Origin of the sequence: Bradyrhizobium sp. CCBAU 53421 (genome assembly GCF_015291625.1) — a bacterium.
Classification (GTDB): domain Bacteria; phylum Pseudomonadota; class Alphaproteobacteria; order Rhizobiales; family Xanthobacteraceae; genus Bradyrhizobium.
Map to the genome: position 1 here is coordinate 3,775,903 of NZ_CP030047.1, position 14,658 is coordinate 3,790,560.

Annotated in this window: 13 protein-coding genes and 2 pseudogenes; 9 read left to right on the plus strand and 6 right to left on the minus strand. The window is 60.2% G+C overall.

Annotated elements, in window-relative coordinates:
• Positions 1-768: 768 nt before the first annotated feature.
• From XH92_RS17725 to XH92_RS43095, 8 genes are all read left to right on the plus strand, one after another.
• Complete coding sequence (locus tag XH92_RS17725; RefSeq protein WP_194460349.1) at positions 769-1,524, plus strand: hypothetical protein; 756 nt, start codon at positions 769-771, stop codon at positions 1,522-1,524.
• 943 nt (positions 1,525-2,467) lie between these two features.
• Positions 2,468-3,412, plus strand: a complete 945-nt coding sequence (locus tag XH92_RS17730) for a hypothetical protein (RefSeq protein WP_194460350.1) — start codon at positions 2,468-2,470, stop codon at positions 3,410-3,412.
• A gap of 506 nt (positions 3,413-3,918) precedes the next feature.
• Positions 3,919-4,137 carry a His-Xaa-Ser repeat protein HxsA2 gene (gene hxsA2 / locus XH92_RS43900; protein WP_371818083.1) on the plus strand — a complete coding sequence of 73 codons (219 nt, stop codon included), beginning with the start codon at positions 3,919-3,921 and terminating at the stop codon, positions 4,135-4,137.
• A complete protein-coding gene (locus tag XH92_RS17735; protein ID WP_194460351.1) occupies positions 4,112-4,468 on the plus strand; it encodes a hypothetical protein in 357 nt (118 codons plus the stop codon). The genes hxsA2 and XH92_RS17735 overlap by 26 nt, the downstream gene beginning before the upstream one ends.
• A 17-nt stretch (positions 4,469-4,485) precedes the next feature.
• Positions 4,486-5,934 (plus strand): His-Xaa-Ser system radical SAM maturase HxsB, encoded by a 1,449-nt coding sequence (gene hxsB / locus XH92_RS17740; protein ID WP_194460352.1) that lies wholly within the window; start codon positions 4,486-4,488, stop codon positions 5,932-5,934.
• On the plus strand, positions 5,931-7,148 hold the full coding sequence (hxsC, locus tag XH92_RS17745; protein WP_194460353.1) for a His-Xaa-Ser system radical SAM maturase HxsC: 1,218 nt from the start codon (positions 5,931-5,933) through the stop codon (positions 7,146-7,148). Before hxsB ends, hxsC begins: the two co-directional genes overlap by 4 nt.
• Positions 7,149-7,158: 10 nt before the next feature.
• A complete protein-coding gene (locus XH92_RS42850; RefSeq protein ID WP_210345562.1) occupies positions 7,159-8,091 on the plus strand; it encodes a hypothetical protein in 933 nt (310 codons plus the stop codon).
• Between the two features lie 214 nt (positions 8,092-8,305).
• On the plus strand, positions 8,306-8,476 hold the full coding sequence (locus XH92_RS43095; protein ID WP_246788565.1) for a KTSC domain-containing protein: 171 nt from the start codon (positions 8,306-8,308) through the stop codon (positions 8,474-8,476).
• Between the two features lie 814 nt (positions 8,477-9,290).
• On the opposite strand, the gene XH92_RS17760 is transcribed toward XH92_RS43095, so the two are convergent.
• The 6 genes and pseudogenes from XH92_RS17760 to XH92_RS43905 all read right to left on the minus strand — a co-directional run bounded on the left by XH92_RS17760 (position 9,291) and on the right by XH92_RS43905 (position 13,284).
• On the minus strand, positions 9,291-9,653 hold the full coding sequence (locus tag XH92_RS17760; protein ID WP_194460355.1) for a nucleotidyl transferase AbiEii/AbiGii toxin family protein: 363 nt from the start codon (positions 9,651-9,653) through the stop codon (positions 9,291-9,293).
• Between the two features lie 36 nt (positions 9,654-9,689).
• Positions 9,690-10,214: a hypothetical protein gene (locus XH92_RS17765; protein ID WP_194460356.1), complete on the minus strand. Its 525-nt coding sequence runs from the start codon at positions 10,212-10,214 to the stop codon at positions 9,690-9,692.
• Between the two features lie 309 nt (positions 10,215-10,523).
• Complete coding sequence (locus XH92_RS17770; protein ID WP_194460357.1) at positions 10,524-11,036, minus strand: RES family NAD+ phosphorylase; 513 nt, start codon at positions 11,034-11,036, stop codon at positions 10,524-10,526.
• Positions 11,033-11,521, minus strand: a complete 489-nt coding sequence (locus tag XH92_RS17775; protein WP_194460358.1) for an antitoxin Xre/MbcA/ParS toxin-binding domain-containing protein — start codon at positions 11,519-11,521, stop codon at positions 11,033-11,035. The genes XH92_RS17770 and XH92_RS17775 overlap by 4 nt, the downstream gene beginning before the upstream one ends.
• Positions 11,522-12,356: 835 nt before the next feature.
• A pseudogene (locus XH92_RS17780) lies at positions 12,357-12,645 on the minus strand (hypothetical protein); the annotation flags it as partial.
• A gap of 366 nt (positions 12,646-13,011) precedes the next feature.
• Positions 13,012-13,284 carry a winged helix-turn-helix transcriptional regulator gene (locus XH92_RS43905; RefSeq protein ID WP_371818048.1) on the minus strand — a complete coding sequence of 91 codons (273 nt, stop codon included), beginning with the start codon at positions 13,282-13,284 and terminating at the stop codon, positions 13,012-13,014.
• 253 nt (positions 13,285-13,537) lie between these two features.
• Here XH92_RS43905 and XH92_RS17790 point away from each other — a divergent pair.
• Positions 13,538-14,570: pseudogene (locus tag XH92_RS17790) on the plus strand (SDR family oxidoreductase).
• The last annotated feature ends 88 nt before the right edge of the window (positions 14,571-14,658 follow it).

Below are 14,658 nucleotides of genomic sequence, written 5' to 3' on the forward strand. Positions count from 1 at the left end.
TTCCCAGCCGAGATCACGCCGCTGCAGTCTTGCATATTTCCGGGTCTCGGCGGCCTCGAGTCAGTCAACCAGGCGATCTTCGACGGTGCGCATTTTTGTGTCTTTCATCTGCTTCGACAGGGGACGTCTTCGTCGGCAGGCGCTCCCGCCGGGCAGTCACCACTGGTCTGAAAACTGAATCAACTCGCCGGCGGTCGGCTGCAGCGCGGGGCAAAGTACGTCCCTGCGTCTCGCGCGACGGTAGCTGCGGGCGGGTTACCGGTTGAAGGCGACAACTAACGCAACAGCCAGACCAAAAACGTGATCTGCCCGCGCGTTATTCGATGAGCTGTCTAGCCACCCGTGGCCTCGAGCGTCGGATGAAGGACGAATTCGGCGTTGTCATTATCCCGCATGAGCGAGGCGAGGTCCGAGTAATTTCCTGCATCGACTCCGCCAGCCGGATGACGATCAGCGCATCGTCATCCGTGAAACCGCCGGGGGTCCAGAATCGATCGAGATTGTCGAGCAGGAAGAGTTCAGCTTGCAGCGCGTTTCGTATCCGGCGCAATTTTCGAGCTGCGGAATAGGCCTTTGGCATTAAGGCAACGAGAGGTGGAGTCTGGCGCCGGACGCGCACCCGTGTGATGTTTGCGCTATGAATTGCGGTGCTCCGACAGGTGGAGTTGTCCCTTGGTTGTCTCCCGTTCTTCTGCCCGACTTGCCATAGTGTTCGTCGCTGCGCTCGGCGTCCAGGCAGACGCCACCGACTGGAGTAGGGCGCGGTATATGGAGGGGCCCACCTGTAGGGTCCTCAGCATCGACGATCCGCTTGTCGAGGACTTTCCGGTCATTCGCCCCTATATCGAAGCCGGGAATAGGGGTGGCATTCCCGTCAAGGCTTGCACGTACCCGTTCCTGAGGGCGCAAGGAGATGCAGCTGCTCAGCGTCAGTACGGCTGGGTTGTGCTGGCCGATCCGCCGCCAGCCGTGCTCGACTCATGGATCGGCGTGGCCTGCAAAAATGGCGCGCCGAAACAGGTTGATGATTGCGCCGAAGCGCTCGCCAACTATGTTGAAAGTCAGTCCGGCGGACAATTTCCGGTGACTGGTTTTGTCGCGGAGGGGCCTGATGGTGGTCTTTGCGTCCAGAATGGCAGACCGGTAGAGCTTCGGGGTCTAATCGCTTTCGAGGACGGCGTAACGATCCAGCGTGCAGCAAATCCAACTATTGAAGACGATAAAGTGGGAGTTAGGACCGGGATTTATTGTGCGACCGATGGCTGGGGAGAGGCGGTTCAGAAGCAAATAACGAAGAACCACGCCATCGTGCACGCGTTCAAGAAGGCGCGGCTTGCAGGCCTTGATCGAAGCTGCGGCGAGAGTTTTCTCAAGGCCATAAGAGAGAAAGACGTCGAGCATCCTTGGCTGATGGCGAGCCGGCTTAATCATCTCGCCGCTATGACGACAGGCGTGAATGCGATGCTGGTCAAGCAGGCCGAACGGTTCGCGAGCGGGCAGGATCTCGAGGGCGAATGTCAGTGATCCAGTGTCAGCTCGATAGTTTTAATGAAGCATGAGTTTCTTGGGGCGAAAAATGAGATCGATACTCGTACTGGGGCTGTTTGGGACAGTCGTTCTATGCCTATCAGAAGGCACTCTGAGCGCGCGCGAAAGAGGGCATGACAGAGGTGGAGAGAGAGGGCACCACGGAGGCGGTCATCATGGGGCAAGCATCCACGCATCGCCGCAGCACACGCCAACCGAGAAAAGTCAGTTTCAGAGAAATATTCCTAGCGTGCGAGTAGGGGTAATTCAGAACGAGCCTATTTCCTCTCAGCGTACGGGCCTGCCACCTGAATGGCGTCCTTCCCAGAATTTCTCTATCAAGCCGACAATCCAAGCGCCGCCGCATGATCACAGCGACGCAAAAGGAATAACCGGAACGTACTCGTTCCCATCGATTTCTGTTAACCGGGCCGATGACTGTGTATTCACGCAGGTCGCGCTAGGAAGACTGGTGATGAACAATATCTGCGCTATGCCAGTTACAATAACCGGATGGACGCAAATCAATTCGCATGTTGGGCTTCCCGTCCAAGCGTTCTGTCAAGCAAATTGCATCATTCCGGCAGGAGGAAATCGAACATACGAAAGTCCGATGGGAGGACCAATTGTGAGGGTTGATTGGTATGCACTCGCTGCAAAGTACGTCCCCTAAAATCAAAATCCGCCGGCAACCGTGAAAACGCCCGTAGAATCGCGAGCTCCTGCGATTCCGAGCGCCCACGTTGCGGCGACCTTCTTTGCTGCTCCAAGGCAGGCAATCGGCCGCCCGGAAGCTCGATCCCTTGGCGACTTCCGAGACACTGAGCGGCCCATGGAGGGGCCTGTTTTTATCCCGCCATAACACTTACCTTAGCCTGCGAGAACTGCCGACGAATGTCGTAGCAGCGGAATTGACGTCTCTCCCGGTCGCAGGTTCGAAATGCAGAAGCGCATCAAGCCAACGTCACGAAGTCTTCAGCACCGATATGAGATGACCTTTACCCTGACCAACACTACCGACATGGGTGCTCGTCAGTTGGTCGAGGGACAAGGTCGGTTCATCGGCCATCCCTACGACAGCAGTGAGCTTGAGAAGGCCTGCGCGTCACTTGCTCAAACCCCTCCGACCGACGCCCTTCGGGAGGGGCAGGCCGATCGATTGAAGAGGTTCATCGGCAGGACCAAAAAACTGCTGGACAAGAAATTAGCCCGACCAGGCTTTGTTTTCCCTTCGCTGAAAATGTCCCAGGAGGCCGTCAACCTTGAGGAGATCCAGGACCAGATCGGAGAGGAATGGGACGCGGTGGTCCACCGACTTCGGCCGTTCATCAACCATGACCTTTTCGGAGAGCACATCATCAACGACGTGATGGCGGGCTGGCGCCAACATCCCGAATTCGACGCAATCAAGAGGACTATCCGGCGATATTACCTACTCGAAGAAGCTGCTCGGTACAGGGACCTTTTCGTATATCGGCGGCATGGCGGCGACCTTATCATGGTCGCATCTCTCTTCAAAAATGGAATGTTCGAGGCCTCAGGCGAGAGAGGCAGCTTCCTCCACGTGACCCCCTTCTCCAAAGAGCCGGATCCAGACGTCTCAGACGACCGCAAGCGGTTGCAGGCCTTCATCGATAATCCAACTGCCGGCGCTTTTCTTGCCGGAGACTCGTACGCCGTCTGCCGCGTCATGAACAACAAGTTCTGCGACGAGTGGCTGCAGAAGATCGAGTATCACGACAGCCCCAAGGATACCGAATTCTTCGCTTCCTACATGGACGTCGAATTGGTCGAGTGGTTCGTTCGATATTACTTGGCTTACGGGCTTATTGATAGAATGCTCGTACTAGGCTGGCTATCTAACTTAGCGCGCAAGCTGATCTAGTGTGCCCTGAGAACAGAAACGAGTCGCCCTTAGCCAATTGTGCTCAGCCATAGCTCACCTCGCACGTGCTTGTAACGGGCCAGGCGGGTAGGCGCGGGATGCCAAGCATGCATCATGAGGGTGCGTCTCAGAGCATTCATCTCTTCAGCACAGGACCTATCAACGCGACTCGACTTTGCATGGATGTTTGTGCGTTTCGTACAAATCTCGACCGTCAGGATGATCCATTTCGGGTCGTTCCATAAGCCGAAATTGGTATCTGGAGCTACGGGTGCCGCAGCGGACGATTTAGCCACGTCAGGATAGCTACTGTCACTTCGGCATCCACCCGGCACCGCAAGCTTGGCGATTACGCGGCGCTTTGAGAAAATAGAACTATAGACTTGGCGCCCTCTGAAGTTGTAGCAATGGCTATTGATTGAGCAAATTCCGATAGGGGGATTCATATGGCTGAAAGATCAAAAGTCGTGCTCTCGCTGGGCGCCGCGCTGGCATCGCTCGCGGGAATGTCCACACAGGGGGCCGAGGCCAAAGCAGCTGCCAACGACGCAAGCGCCACTGCAGCCGAAAATAGCGCCGCTAAGCTCCAACCCAACGCTCACTACCAGGTAGGTGAGGACCTTCTTGGGTTCGTCATGACGAAGCAGGCCGACGGAACCGTCGTCGCGCAGCATGCCTCCCACGCGTCGCATGCTTCACATGCGTCCCATGCTTCCAGTCGCTAAGATTTCTGCGGCGTCCCCGGTCGAGGTGGCTGTCGATTTCGATTCAAGCATCCAAAGCCTGAGCGCATTGGATGCGGCAGCTTATCGTCTGATCGGAACGGCGACCTGCCAGGTTGAGCGGGTGGGCGATCGCTATGTTTGCCGCCTGGTTGCCTCCAATCCGCAAAAGAGAGCCGTGCCCAGTTCGGACGAACTGAAGGAGCGGTTCCTGAACCTTGTCACCGACGAAAACTTGCGGGCGCGCGTCGCCGAGAAAACAGAGGGCGTTCGGAACGTCATTCTCGCCCTTGCCTTCGGGGCCCTGGCCGCTAATCAAAATGACACCGGATAAAGTCCTGTCGGAGGACCATGGCGCGGTTTTTACCTCCTGAAAGCTTTGGCGCAGCAACCGAAGACCTTTCGTTGTTGCCGTTCAATTTTGAGCGTGCCGGAGCAAAACAATATCTCGTCGCCAACCTGGTCGGCGATTTCATCCGCCTGACTGAAGATGAATTGACCAGGCTGGTCGACCTTCGGATTAGGCCCGGCGATGGCCTCTATGAAAAGGCCTATGCAGCCCACCTTGTCTCCGGTGTGAGCCAGAACGCGCAACGGCAGCTTTTGGCGGCTCGGCTGAGAAGCCGGATGTCGTTCCTGCAGCAGATGACGCCACTGCATATTTTCGTCGTGACGTTGCGATGCGAGCACTCTTGCCCTTACTGCCAGGTTTCGCGCCAAAGCACCGACCGCTCGCGCTACGACATGAGCGAAGAAACGGCGATGCGGGCCTTGGACATTGCCTTCGCCAGCCCAGCCGCTCGAATAAAGATCGAGTTTCAGGGCGGGGAGCCGCTTCTCAATTTTCCGCTGATCAGAACGATTGTTACCGCCGCGAAAGCCAGGTCCGGCAAACAGGTCGATTTCGTCATCGCGTCGAACCTGGCCTTGTTGGATGATGCCGTTCTCAGCTTTTGCAAAGCGAACAACATCCTGCTCTCGACGTCTCTCGACGGTCCCGCCGATCTGCACAACAAGAATCGCCCGAGACCCGGAGCTAACAGTCACGAACTGGCGGTCGCCGGTATCCAGCGGGCGAAAGAGGTCTTGGGTCCCGACCGGGTCGGGGCCTTGATGACTACCACGGAGGCGAGCCTCAATCGCGTTGATGACATCATCGATGAATATCTGCGGCTTGGGCTGGACGGCATTTTTCTTCGGCCACTGTCGCCGTTTGGTTTCGCGATCAAGACAAAGCAGTTCGCGAAGTATGACGCGAAGAACTGGCTTGCTTTCTATGAGCGCGGGCTACGCAGGGTTCTGAAGATCAATCGGCAGGGCACCCCGTTCCGGGAATTCTACGCGGCGCTGCTGCTCACACGGATGCTCTCGGACCGACCCATCGGCTACGTTGATTTGCGTAGCCCAGCCGGAGCCGGTCTTGGTGCGCTGGTCTACAATTATGACGGCAGCGTTTTCGCGTCTGACGAAGGCAGGATGCTGGCCGAGACCGGTGACGACGCTTTCCGGCTTGGTCACGTCGAACACGACAGCTACAATTCGCTCATTCTGTCGGACAAGCTGATCGGCGCGATTTCGTCGTCGCTGACGCAGTGTGCGCCCGAATGCTCGACCTGTGTGTATGAGAGCCACTGCGGCGCGGACCCAGTCTATCATCACGCAACGCAGGGTGACGCCTTGGGAATCAAGCCTCTGTCGGCATTTTGCGCTCGCCAAAAAGGCATCATGGGCCTGCTGTTGGACATTCTGGAGAACTCTCCGGAAGATGCTGCCATCTTGCGACGATGGGCCGCCGCATGACCCTTCCTCTCTATGGCACGGCCTCGCAGAGCGCTCGATTTTCGGACAAGGCCCGATCGGTCCTCAGGCTCCGGTCGATTGACAGTGCCGCCGAACGTCACGTAGCTGATTTCGCGCTCGCCAAAACACCAGACGACATCCGGCGCGCGACAGAAGCCGATTGGCCGTCCATCCTTGTCGTCTCCGACGGCCCAATCGATCTACCCAGTACGTTCACAGGACGGCTCGTCGCGGTTTCCCCGAAATATGACTATCTCGCGGACGGCGATGTCATCGGCTTCGATCATGCATCGAGGAAATTCCGCACGCTGTATCGCCGGAATTCGGCGCACAACTCGTTTCTGGTCACGGAACGGTGCAACAATTACTGCCTGATGTGCTCGCAACCACCGAAAGATGTCGATGACCGGTGGATACTCAGCGAAATCAAGGAAAGCCTGCCTCTCATTGATCGGGCGACCCGTGCGCTGACGTTCACTGGCGGGGAGACCTTGTCGGATTGGGAAGAGTTCACCGAGGTCCTCAAGGAGTGCCGCGACCGACTGCCGGCGACTGCCATCCAGGTGCTCACCAACGGCCGCGCGTTCTCCGACTCGCGGATTGTCGACGCTTGGAAGGATATCGGCCATCCGAACCTGATGGCTGCCATTCCGGTCTATGCCTCGGTCGATCATGTCCATGATCACGTGGTACAGGCCAAGGGTGCGTTCGACGAGACGATTCTGGGTATTCTGAAGCTCAAGGACCGGGGACAACGGGTCGAAATCCGCGTCGTCCTGCATGCATTGACCGCGCCGATCATCGAGGACACGGGTCGCTGGCTTGCCCGCAATCTGCCGTTCGTCGATCACGTCGCACTGATGGGGCTCGAAAACACCGGCTTTGCCATCGCAAACGATGCCATGCTCTGGATGGATCCGGTGGACTACGGCGATGGGCTCGCCAGGGCCGTCGATCACTTGAGTGCCGCTGGCGTCAACGTATCGATCTACAACCTTCCGAAATGTGTTCTTCCAAAGTCAGTTTGGCCGCATGCGCTCCAGTCCATCTCAGACTGGAAAAACGGCTTCGTGGAAGAATGCGATCGATGCGACGAAAAGAATACCTGCAGTGGCTTTTTTACGACCGGACGCCCGCGGTTCAGCCGCGGCGTACGCGCGATCACTGCCCAACGAAACGAATTGACCACTTTGGCGGATTGGCCACGGAACTAGGAGAACGAACATGAAGATCGGCAATGGTCTTATCGCTGCTGCGGTTGTATGCAGCGTCTCGGTGGCTCCGGCCTTGGCAAAGACTGCGAAGGAATGCACAGCGGAGTGGCGCGCCGATAAGGCCGGCATGCAAGCTCGGGGCGTGACCGAAAAAGCGTACGTTGAACAATGCAGGGCTGGGGCGGCGCCAACTGCTGCCGCGCCAGTAGCGAAGCCGGTAGAGGCGCCGCCGCCGGCGGCGGCAGCCACCGGATCAAAAACCGCGAAAGAGTGCACAGCGGAGTGGCGCGCTGATAAGGCCGGCATGCAAGCCCGCGGTGTGACTGAAAAAGCGTACGTTGAACAATGCAGGGCAGGCACGGCGCCAGCGGCTTCCGCCCCTCCGCAGAGGCCGAGCGCTGCAACGCCTCCACCCGCTGCGGCGCCGTCACCGTCAACCAGCACGTCGGCTTCCCAGAAGACCGCCAAGGAATGCATAGCCGAATGGCGGGCCGACAAGGCCGGTATGCAAGCCCGCGGCGTGACCGAGAAGGCCTATGTCGAGCAGTGCAGGGCCGGCGGTACCATGCCGACTGCGACCGCCCCCGAACCCAAGCCAACCCCCGCGGCGCCCCCGCCAAGTCGGCCGGCACCAACCGCCACGCAAGCTGCACCAACTCCAGCGCCGCAAAAGCCGGCCCCCACGACTGCGGCACCTGCGCCGGCTCCGCAAGCCTCCGCGCCGAAAGACCAGGCAACGCTGGAGGCCGGGCAGTTTGCAGATGAAGCTTCCGCAAAGGCCCGCTGCCCGACCGACACTGTCGTCTGGGTCAACCTGCCATCGAAGATCTACCACTTCGCGGGCACGAGGAGCTACGGCACCACGAAGCACGGCGCCTACATGTGCGAGAAGGAAGCAATCGCCGCTGAGGATCGCGCTTCGAAAACCGAGAAACATCCCTAAGGCCAAACGCGGCGAGTCCGGTGTAAAGGAGACATTTTGGATGTTTCGGGTTGCCGTCCTAATCACAGCGTCTCTCGCTGGCCTCACCTGGGCCGCGGCGGAGACTATCGACGTAAAATATTACGGGAAGCTAGATCTTACGCCCTTCGCCTGCACCGATGTCTCGCGGAGCAGCTTCATCAACCGAGCGTGCTACGACAAGTCCCAGCGGTTTATGGTGGTGCAACTGAGATCGATCTATTACCCCTATTGCGAGATGCCCGCAGCGACCTTCGAGGCCTTTTTGGCGGCACCATCGATGGGGCAATACTATAACGCCAACATCAAGGGCTCCGGCTCAGATGGCCCTTTTGACTGTCGCACCCATCGCGTCCCCAAATATTAGATCTCGGAAGGCGGGGTTGGTTCATATCTCGCGGGTTCAGCGAAAGCTTGCCGGAACCTGGGATGGCGAGCTTCAACACGCGAGCGCTGGACCGCGCTACGCCCGCAGATCTCAATCGGGTGTAGTCGGTTTGATTGATGTCGCTGGGGCGACGGATGTCGAGGCGGGCGGTAGTACCCCTTGAAGTCATCGTGATGCGCTAGCGCATCCGGACGGTACGCACCGACGCGGGCGCACTGGTCTTGCGGTTAGCGGCTTTCTGACGTTTCCAGACAGCAGCCACTCCGTCAAATTGGCGGTGGTTTCGTCGTGCCGCGCCTTTCTCAATAAGGCCTCTTTTCTGACCGACGGCGGGAGCTTCTTGGCTTCCGCACGCAGGCGCATTGCCTCGTCGGATAGACGCTGCTCCGATGGTTAGGTGTGCCTGAAACGGCGCCGCTTCTTCATGGCGCTGCTCCCTGCTGGTGTTGGGCGGGAGCGCTAGCCGGGCGATCTCATCACCGGTAGATACCACTGGCCGTGCGGTGACGGAGCCTAACGGATAGAACGGTGCAAGGTTCCAAGGGCCGGAACCCGTAATCATACGGTTCGCAAAGACGTGGAAGATTCCGCCGCGCAGGCTCAAACTCGTGAGAGCCAGGATTTTGCCACAACCTTCCTGGGGCTAGGACCAACGCCGCCTCGCAAGTATTTCAAGCGGGCGGCGTTGCGTTGAACGAAGTGCCGATTGCTCAAAGAAACGCCGAGCTCTCAGGCAATTTGGCAGCAGGCTGCTGCCAAATTGGAACCTCGGCAATCATCGCTTGCTGCTTGACTAGAGCGAACACCCAAGCGACGACCAGCCCCGTCCTGGCATCCAATCGAGCTCGCTTTCACCCCCTCGAGCCATCGCGGAGGTCTTCATTACGAACGGCTCAATCTCGGCCACCATTTCGGCAAAGGACTGTGCGTCGGTGGTCGCCAGCTTCTTGAGGAAATGCTTCCAGCCGGTCTCTCCGATCTGTGCGAACCCAGATAGGAAGGACTCGGGGACGACGGCTGGCAGTTCGGTGCCGCGCTGGCTGAACGTAGCCCTGAAGGCTTCGGCTACAGCCGCGCCCACGAACGGAACCTTTCGTGATAGCTCGCGGACGTCGTAGAAGTCCTTGAAGCGCGAGGTGCTGGTGCCCGAGCTCAAGAGATTCGGCAGCTAGAGCCGCACCTGATAACTTCCCTAGGCCCGGCGAAGACGAGCGACGTCTAGGTGCCGGACCTGTGACGGCCCACGTCCAACTTCAGGATCTTGAGCAATCCGGAGAGGATCGGTAGGGGATAGCCACCGTAAAATCGACGCTTGAGCGCTTCTCTGGCGGGGGGCGCCCTCGCGCTGTCCGCTCATCTCCTTGGTCAACGCGCTAAAGAACGCCGTCGCCGTCGTAAGATCTTCTGCGCTACTGCCGCTGACGACCTCGGCGAACAGTCCTTGCAAAATACTTCCGACATGTGCGGGCTCATAAGCCGTCGCAATTTCGGTCATCTGCTTGAGCACGACCGGCGGAATCGCATCCGCGGTAGAGAGCAGTTTCTCGATAAAGGCGCGATGATCCTGCCGCCACGTACGCCACATGTTATCATCGTAGTCAATCGAGAAGCTCTCTGGCGGCAGAGCGTCGACGTTCACCTGATCGAGCTCAATCGCGGTGGACAATCGTCTGAGAAAGTCCTGGATATCTGCTGGCGTCAGATTCTCGGTCAACATCACTCAATCTCCTAGTCTAGGTAGTGCTCATCGACGGAGACACAACCATCTAAATCGTCCGCCAGCATTGGCGCAGTTCTGTCGGCAAGGATCAACAGCTGAGCGAAAGATCGTCGACGAACTGCGGGGAAAACCACCTCATGGGGAAGCTAAGTCGAGTTAGCTTCCCTATGGAGGGCCCCTTGAAAGCGGCGTATATTCGGGTTGCTTACTTCCAGAGAGCGAAGCCGGCATCCTGGATGGACGGAAGGATCTTCCGTTGCCCTCTTCGATATTTCACACGCGGCCGGTCGCCGCTAAGGGGCCTACTTAGGGCGGTGATGTAGAAGGATGAAGGCGCGTATCGAGCGTGAAGGCTTCCTGAAGGTGCTGCTGGTACGCGCCTTTCGCCCTGGTCGGGTCGAAGATCAGATTCCGGCTGTGATTGGACGCCACACTTGGGATCACGACGAATTTGTGCTTGGCCAAGCGCGCGTCCCCGAACGCCTGCTGGCCCGCGCCTGGGATTCCCGGTCGTAGCCAATTGGCGTTCGGAACATCGGCAGGGCGAACGATATGAATGTCGGACACGTTGGCGACATGAAGCGCGGTCAAAACGTGCGGCAGAGTGTCGAGCGCTTTGAAGCCTTTGTGAACCGCCACTTCGAGGATTGCGGTCGCTGGATCAAGGGCGCAATACACGACGCGAACGCCTTTGCTGTTCCACCGGCCGCCGACCTGGAATGCGCCCTCGCCACTATCCCAGGTCGGCGCAAAGCGTGCCTGGTCGAGGCGCCAAGCGATGAGCTTGCCGCCTCCCAATGGCTCTACAGAAGGCGTCATGCATAGACGCCGTATACGAGGCGCGTGAGGTACTGTTCAACGAGCTCGATGCCCGCTGGAGTGGCAAGCAGGTCGATCGGGCGGCGCTGGTCAAGACCGATGGCCGGACGCTCGAGCCACTGCTCTGCCTCTTCCTGCGATCCGAACACGTCCGTGGCCTTGGCCAGGATCTCGGCAAACTTCCACGTCCGCCCGCTTTGCTCCTGGCTAAGCGGCTTTTCCGGAGCGTCCTTGCGTCGCTGGAAGGTACGAAGGCTCATTCCGAAGGCTTTTTCCAGCGAGTCCGTTTGAATGAAGAGGAGGTGACTGACGAAGTGGGTCAGCGCGGAGCCGGGCAGGCCGTCCAGCAACAGTTCGTGGGCGTCCAGGGTGCTTGTGATGCGGCGCGACAGGATGCGCGGCCCGCCGAGCAAATCGGCCACCTTCTGGAGGTCATTGCGTAGCTCTTTTGGAGCCGGTTTCTCGGCTGCAGCGCGTTGCGACATGTGACACATAAGATGCGTCACATGTCGCAATCAATCAAGCGTACCTGCAAGGTAGAAATTAGGAACTGCGAAGCAGTTTTTCATCGGGAGACGGCTGAGCGAGGAGCAGACCGCGCTGCAGGCTCTGGCGGGCGAAACCTTCCCCGTCGCATTTTCGTTTCCGAAAGGGCCGACGAACTCGGGAGCCCAACCATGAGTGACGTCCGCGAGCTGCTCATCGGCGGCAGCCAAAAGGTCGTTCCTCCATCGCACGCACGGCGGCTTCATTCACTTTCGGCCATGGATCTTGGAAGGCCTTTGCGCGTTGGAGTGATGGACCGCGCCTGAACGATTTAGCCGAAGCGCCGCGCGCGCAGGCCCCATCAGGGGCGATCGGTCTTACAAGGATCGCCAACATGACTGGATCGGACTTGCCACGCCACATCGTGGACCGGTTTGAGAGGCGTTGGGCGCAAAAGCTCGAAGCGCAGGCGCGTAATTGGCAATCGGCAAAACCTGACGGACGGACCTCGACCGATCGGGGCGTGCCGGTCGTCCGGCGTCGCAAGCGGCCGAAGCTGGCGAAAGCGCCGGCGGCATAGCCCCACGATTTCCGCGGCCTCCATCGGCCATAGGGTCCCGACCGGACTGATACGGGCGTGATCGTTTACGATCTGCGCTTACATTCGGGTGCGATGGACCACTACGATCCACAGCGCGAAGCGGGAGCGGCCATGAAGCTCGCCGCGGCGGCCGGCGGGCCGGAGCGGCAACGCATGCTCAGCCTGGCCATCGCTTGGCTGGAGCTCGCCCGCGGACGTGTCCCGTCGGCTCGCAGCTCGGCCGACGCCGCCGAGTCCGACGGGCACTTCGGGCAGGCGTTGCCGATCGACTCCAGGACCTCGGCGATTGCGACGGCGGCCGCCTGCGGCGAGACGCACGGCGGCAGTTCCCGGCGGGCGATGTCGAAGGCGCGCTCGCGGGCGTGCGGGTCGGCGCCGTCATACATCCAGCCGTGCTCCTCGCATCCGCGGATCGCGACGGCTTCCTGCAGCACGGAGAATCGCCCAGCCGCGCAGCGTCCGGATCGGCGGTCGTCTTTGGGGACTGTTATTTCGATGACCGCGTCGCGCAAGCGTTTTCAATGACTTGTCGTCATCGCCCCGCTCTTACACTAAGAATCCGGGGGATCGCCCTGTTCTTATTGTGGAAATCGCTTCATTCTTAGGAGGCAAAATCAAGCAAAATCAAGCACTTAGTCGACGCGGTTTTATTGTGTCGGCATAGGCGCGTACCGGTTGTACGTGCGCGCCGCCATGTTGACACGCACTCTCAGCATTGCCTCGGTCTTCTTCCCGGGCTGATTCCGCCTCTGCTCGGAAGCGCCGATCGTCTTCGCGAGCCTGGGCTCGTGGGATTCCACTGAACCGAATGAGCCGGCCAAACTCCGCGCATCGCGGAGCAGCGACGGCCGGCGACGGTTTGATCGACAATCATGCATCGAAACGACTTCAGGCCAATCCGGCCCCGAGCGTCGTTTCGCCTGCCTCCGCGTGGCGGCGCGGCCCGTAGAGCTTCGACCAGGCCAGCAATTCGCGGAACGCCGGCGTCAGGCCCCAGGCCGAATTCGTCAGCCCGTATTCGACCTGCAACGGCTTTTCGGCGAGCACCTTGCGCGCCACCAGGCCGTCGCGCTCGAGCTCGCGCAGCTGCGCGGTCAGCATGTGCTGGGTGATCGGCACCAGTGCGCGGCGCAGCGCGCCGAACCGCACGCCGCCATTCATCAGCGAGAACAGGATCTCGAGCTTCCATTTGTCGCCGAGCGCGTGGATCGCATGCTTGAACTCGATCAGCAGATCGGGATCGGTCGGGCAGCTCTCGCATTCACCGCCGTCACACAGTTCGCTGGTATTGTTTCCATACCGGTCTCGAATTTCATTCTACTTGTCCCACGTCAGATAGTGACCAGATGCGGCCTGTGCAGGGTGGGCGGCGCGACATGTGCCCCACCTGCCGAACCATGAAGAGGGCAGCGACATGAGCACGGTTTTGGTCACGGGCGGATCCGGTTTCATCGGCGTGCATACCATCCTGCAGCTGCTTGCCGACGGGCGGGCATCAGGTGCGAACCACGCTGCGCAATCCGGATCGCAGCACGGACGTGATCGCGATGCTGCGCGAGGGGGGCGCGCTTGCGGCCGACCAGGTCGGCTTCGTCTCCGCCGACCTTATGCGCGACGACGGCTGGCGCGAGGCGGCCACGGGGTGCGATTACGTGCTGCATGTCGCATCGCCGCTCGGCGCGCATGCGCCTGAGGACGAGAACGAGCTGATCGTTCCGGCGCGGGAAGGAACGTTGCGGGTGTTGCGCGCGGCACGCGACGCCGGCGTCAAGCGTGTCGTCATCACATCGTCGTTCGCTGCGATCGGCTACGGCCATCCGCCGCAAGCGGCGCCGTTCGACGAGACGGTCTGGACCAATCTCCAGGGTCCTGACGTGCAGGCCTATCCCAAATCGAAGACGCTGGCCGAGCGCGCCGCCTGGGATTTCATCGCGCGCGAGGGCAATGGCCTCGAGCTTGCCGTGGTCAATCCGACCGCGGTATTCGGCCCGGCGCTCGGGCCTGATTTCTCGGAGTCGATCGGCATCATCAAGGCGCTGCTCGACGGCGCGATGCCGGCGGTGCCTCGGATCCATTTCGGCCTCGTCGACGTGCGCGATGTCGCCGACCTGCACCTGCGCGCTATGACCTCGCCGAAAGCCAGGGGGGAGCGGTTCCTCGCGGTCGCCGGCGACACCATGTCGGTGCTGCAGGTGGCCCGCCTGCTGCGCAGGAAGCTCGGCAGCAAGGCGCGGCGCGTGCCCCGGTTCCAGGCGCCGGACTGGATGATGCGGCTCGCCGCGCGGCGCAACCCGCTGGCCCGCGCCGCCCTGCCGCTGCTCGGCAAGGTGCGCCGCTCGACCAGCGCCAAGGCGCAGAACCTGCTCGGCTGGCGTCCGCGCGGCAACGAGGAGATGATCGTTGTGACCGCCGAGAGCCTGATCAGGCTCGGCCTGGTCAAGGCCTGACGGCTGCTCCCGTCCGGCGTGCTTGCCAGATGCGTCGGCGAGTGCTGAATTGCAGCGAGCAGACGGCGGCGCCCCCGCGCCGAGAACA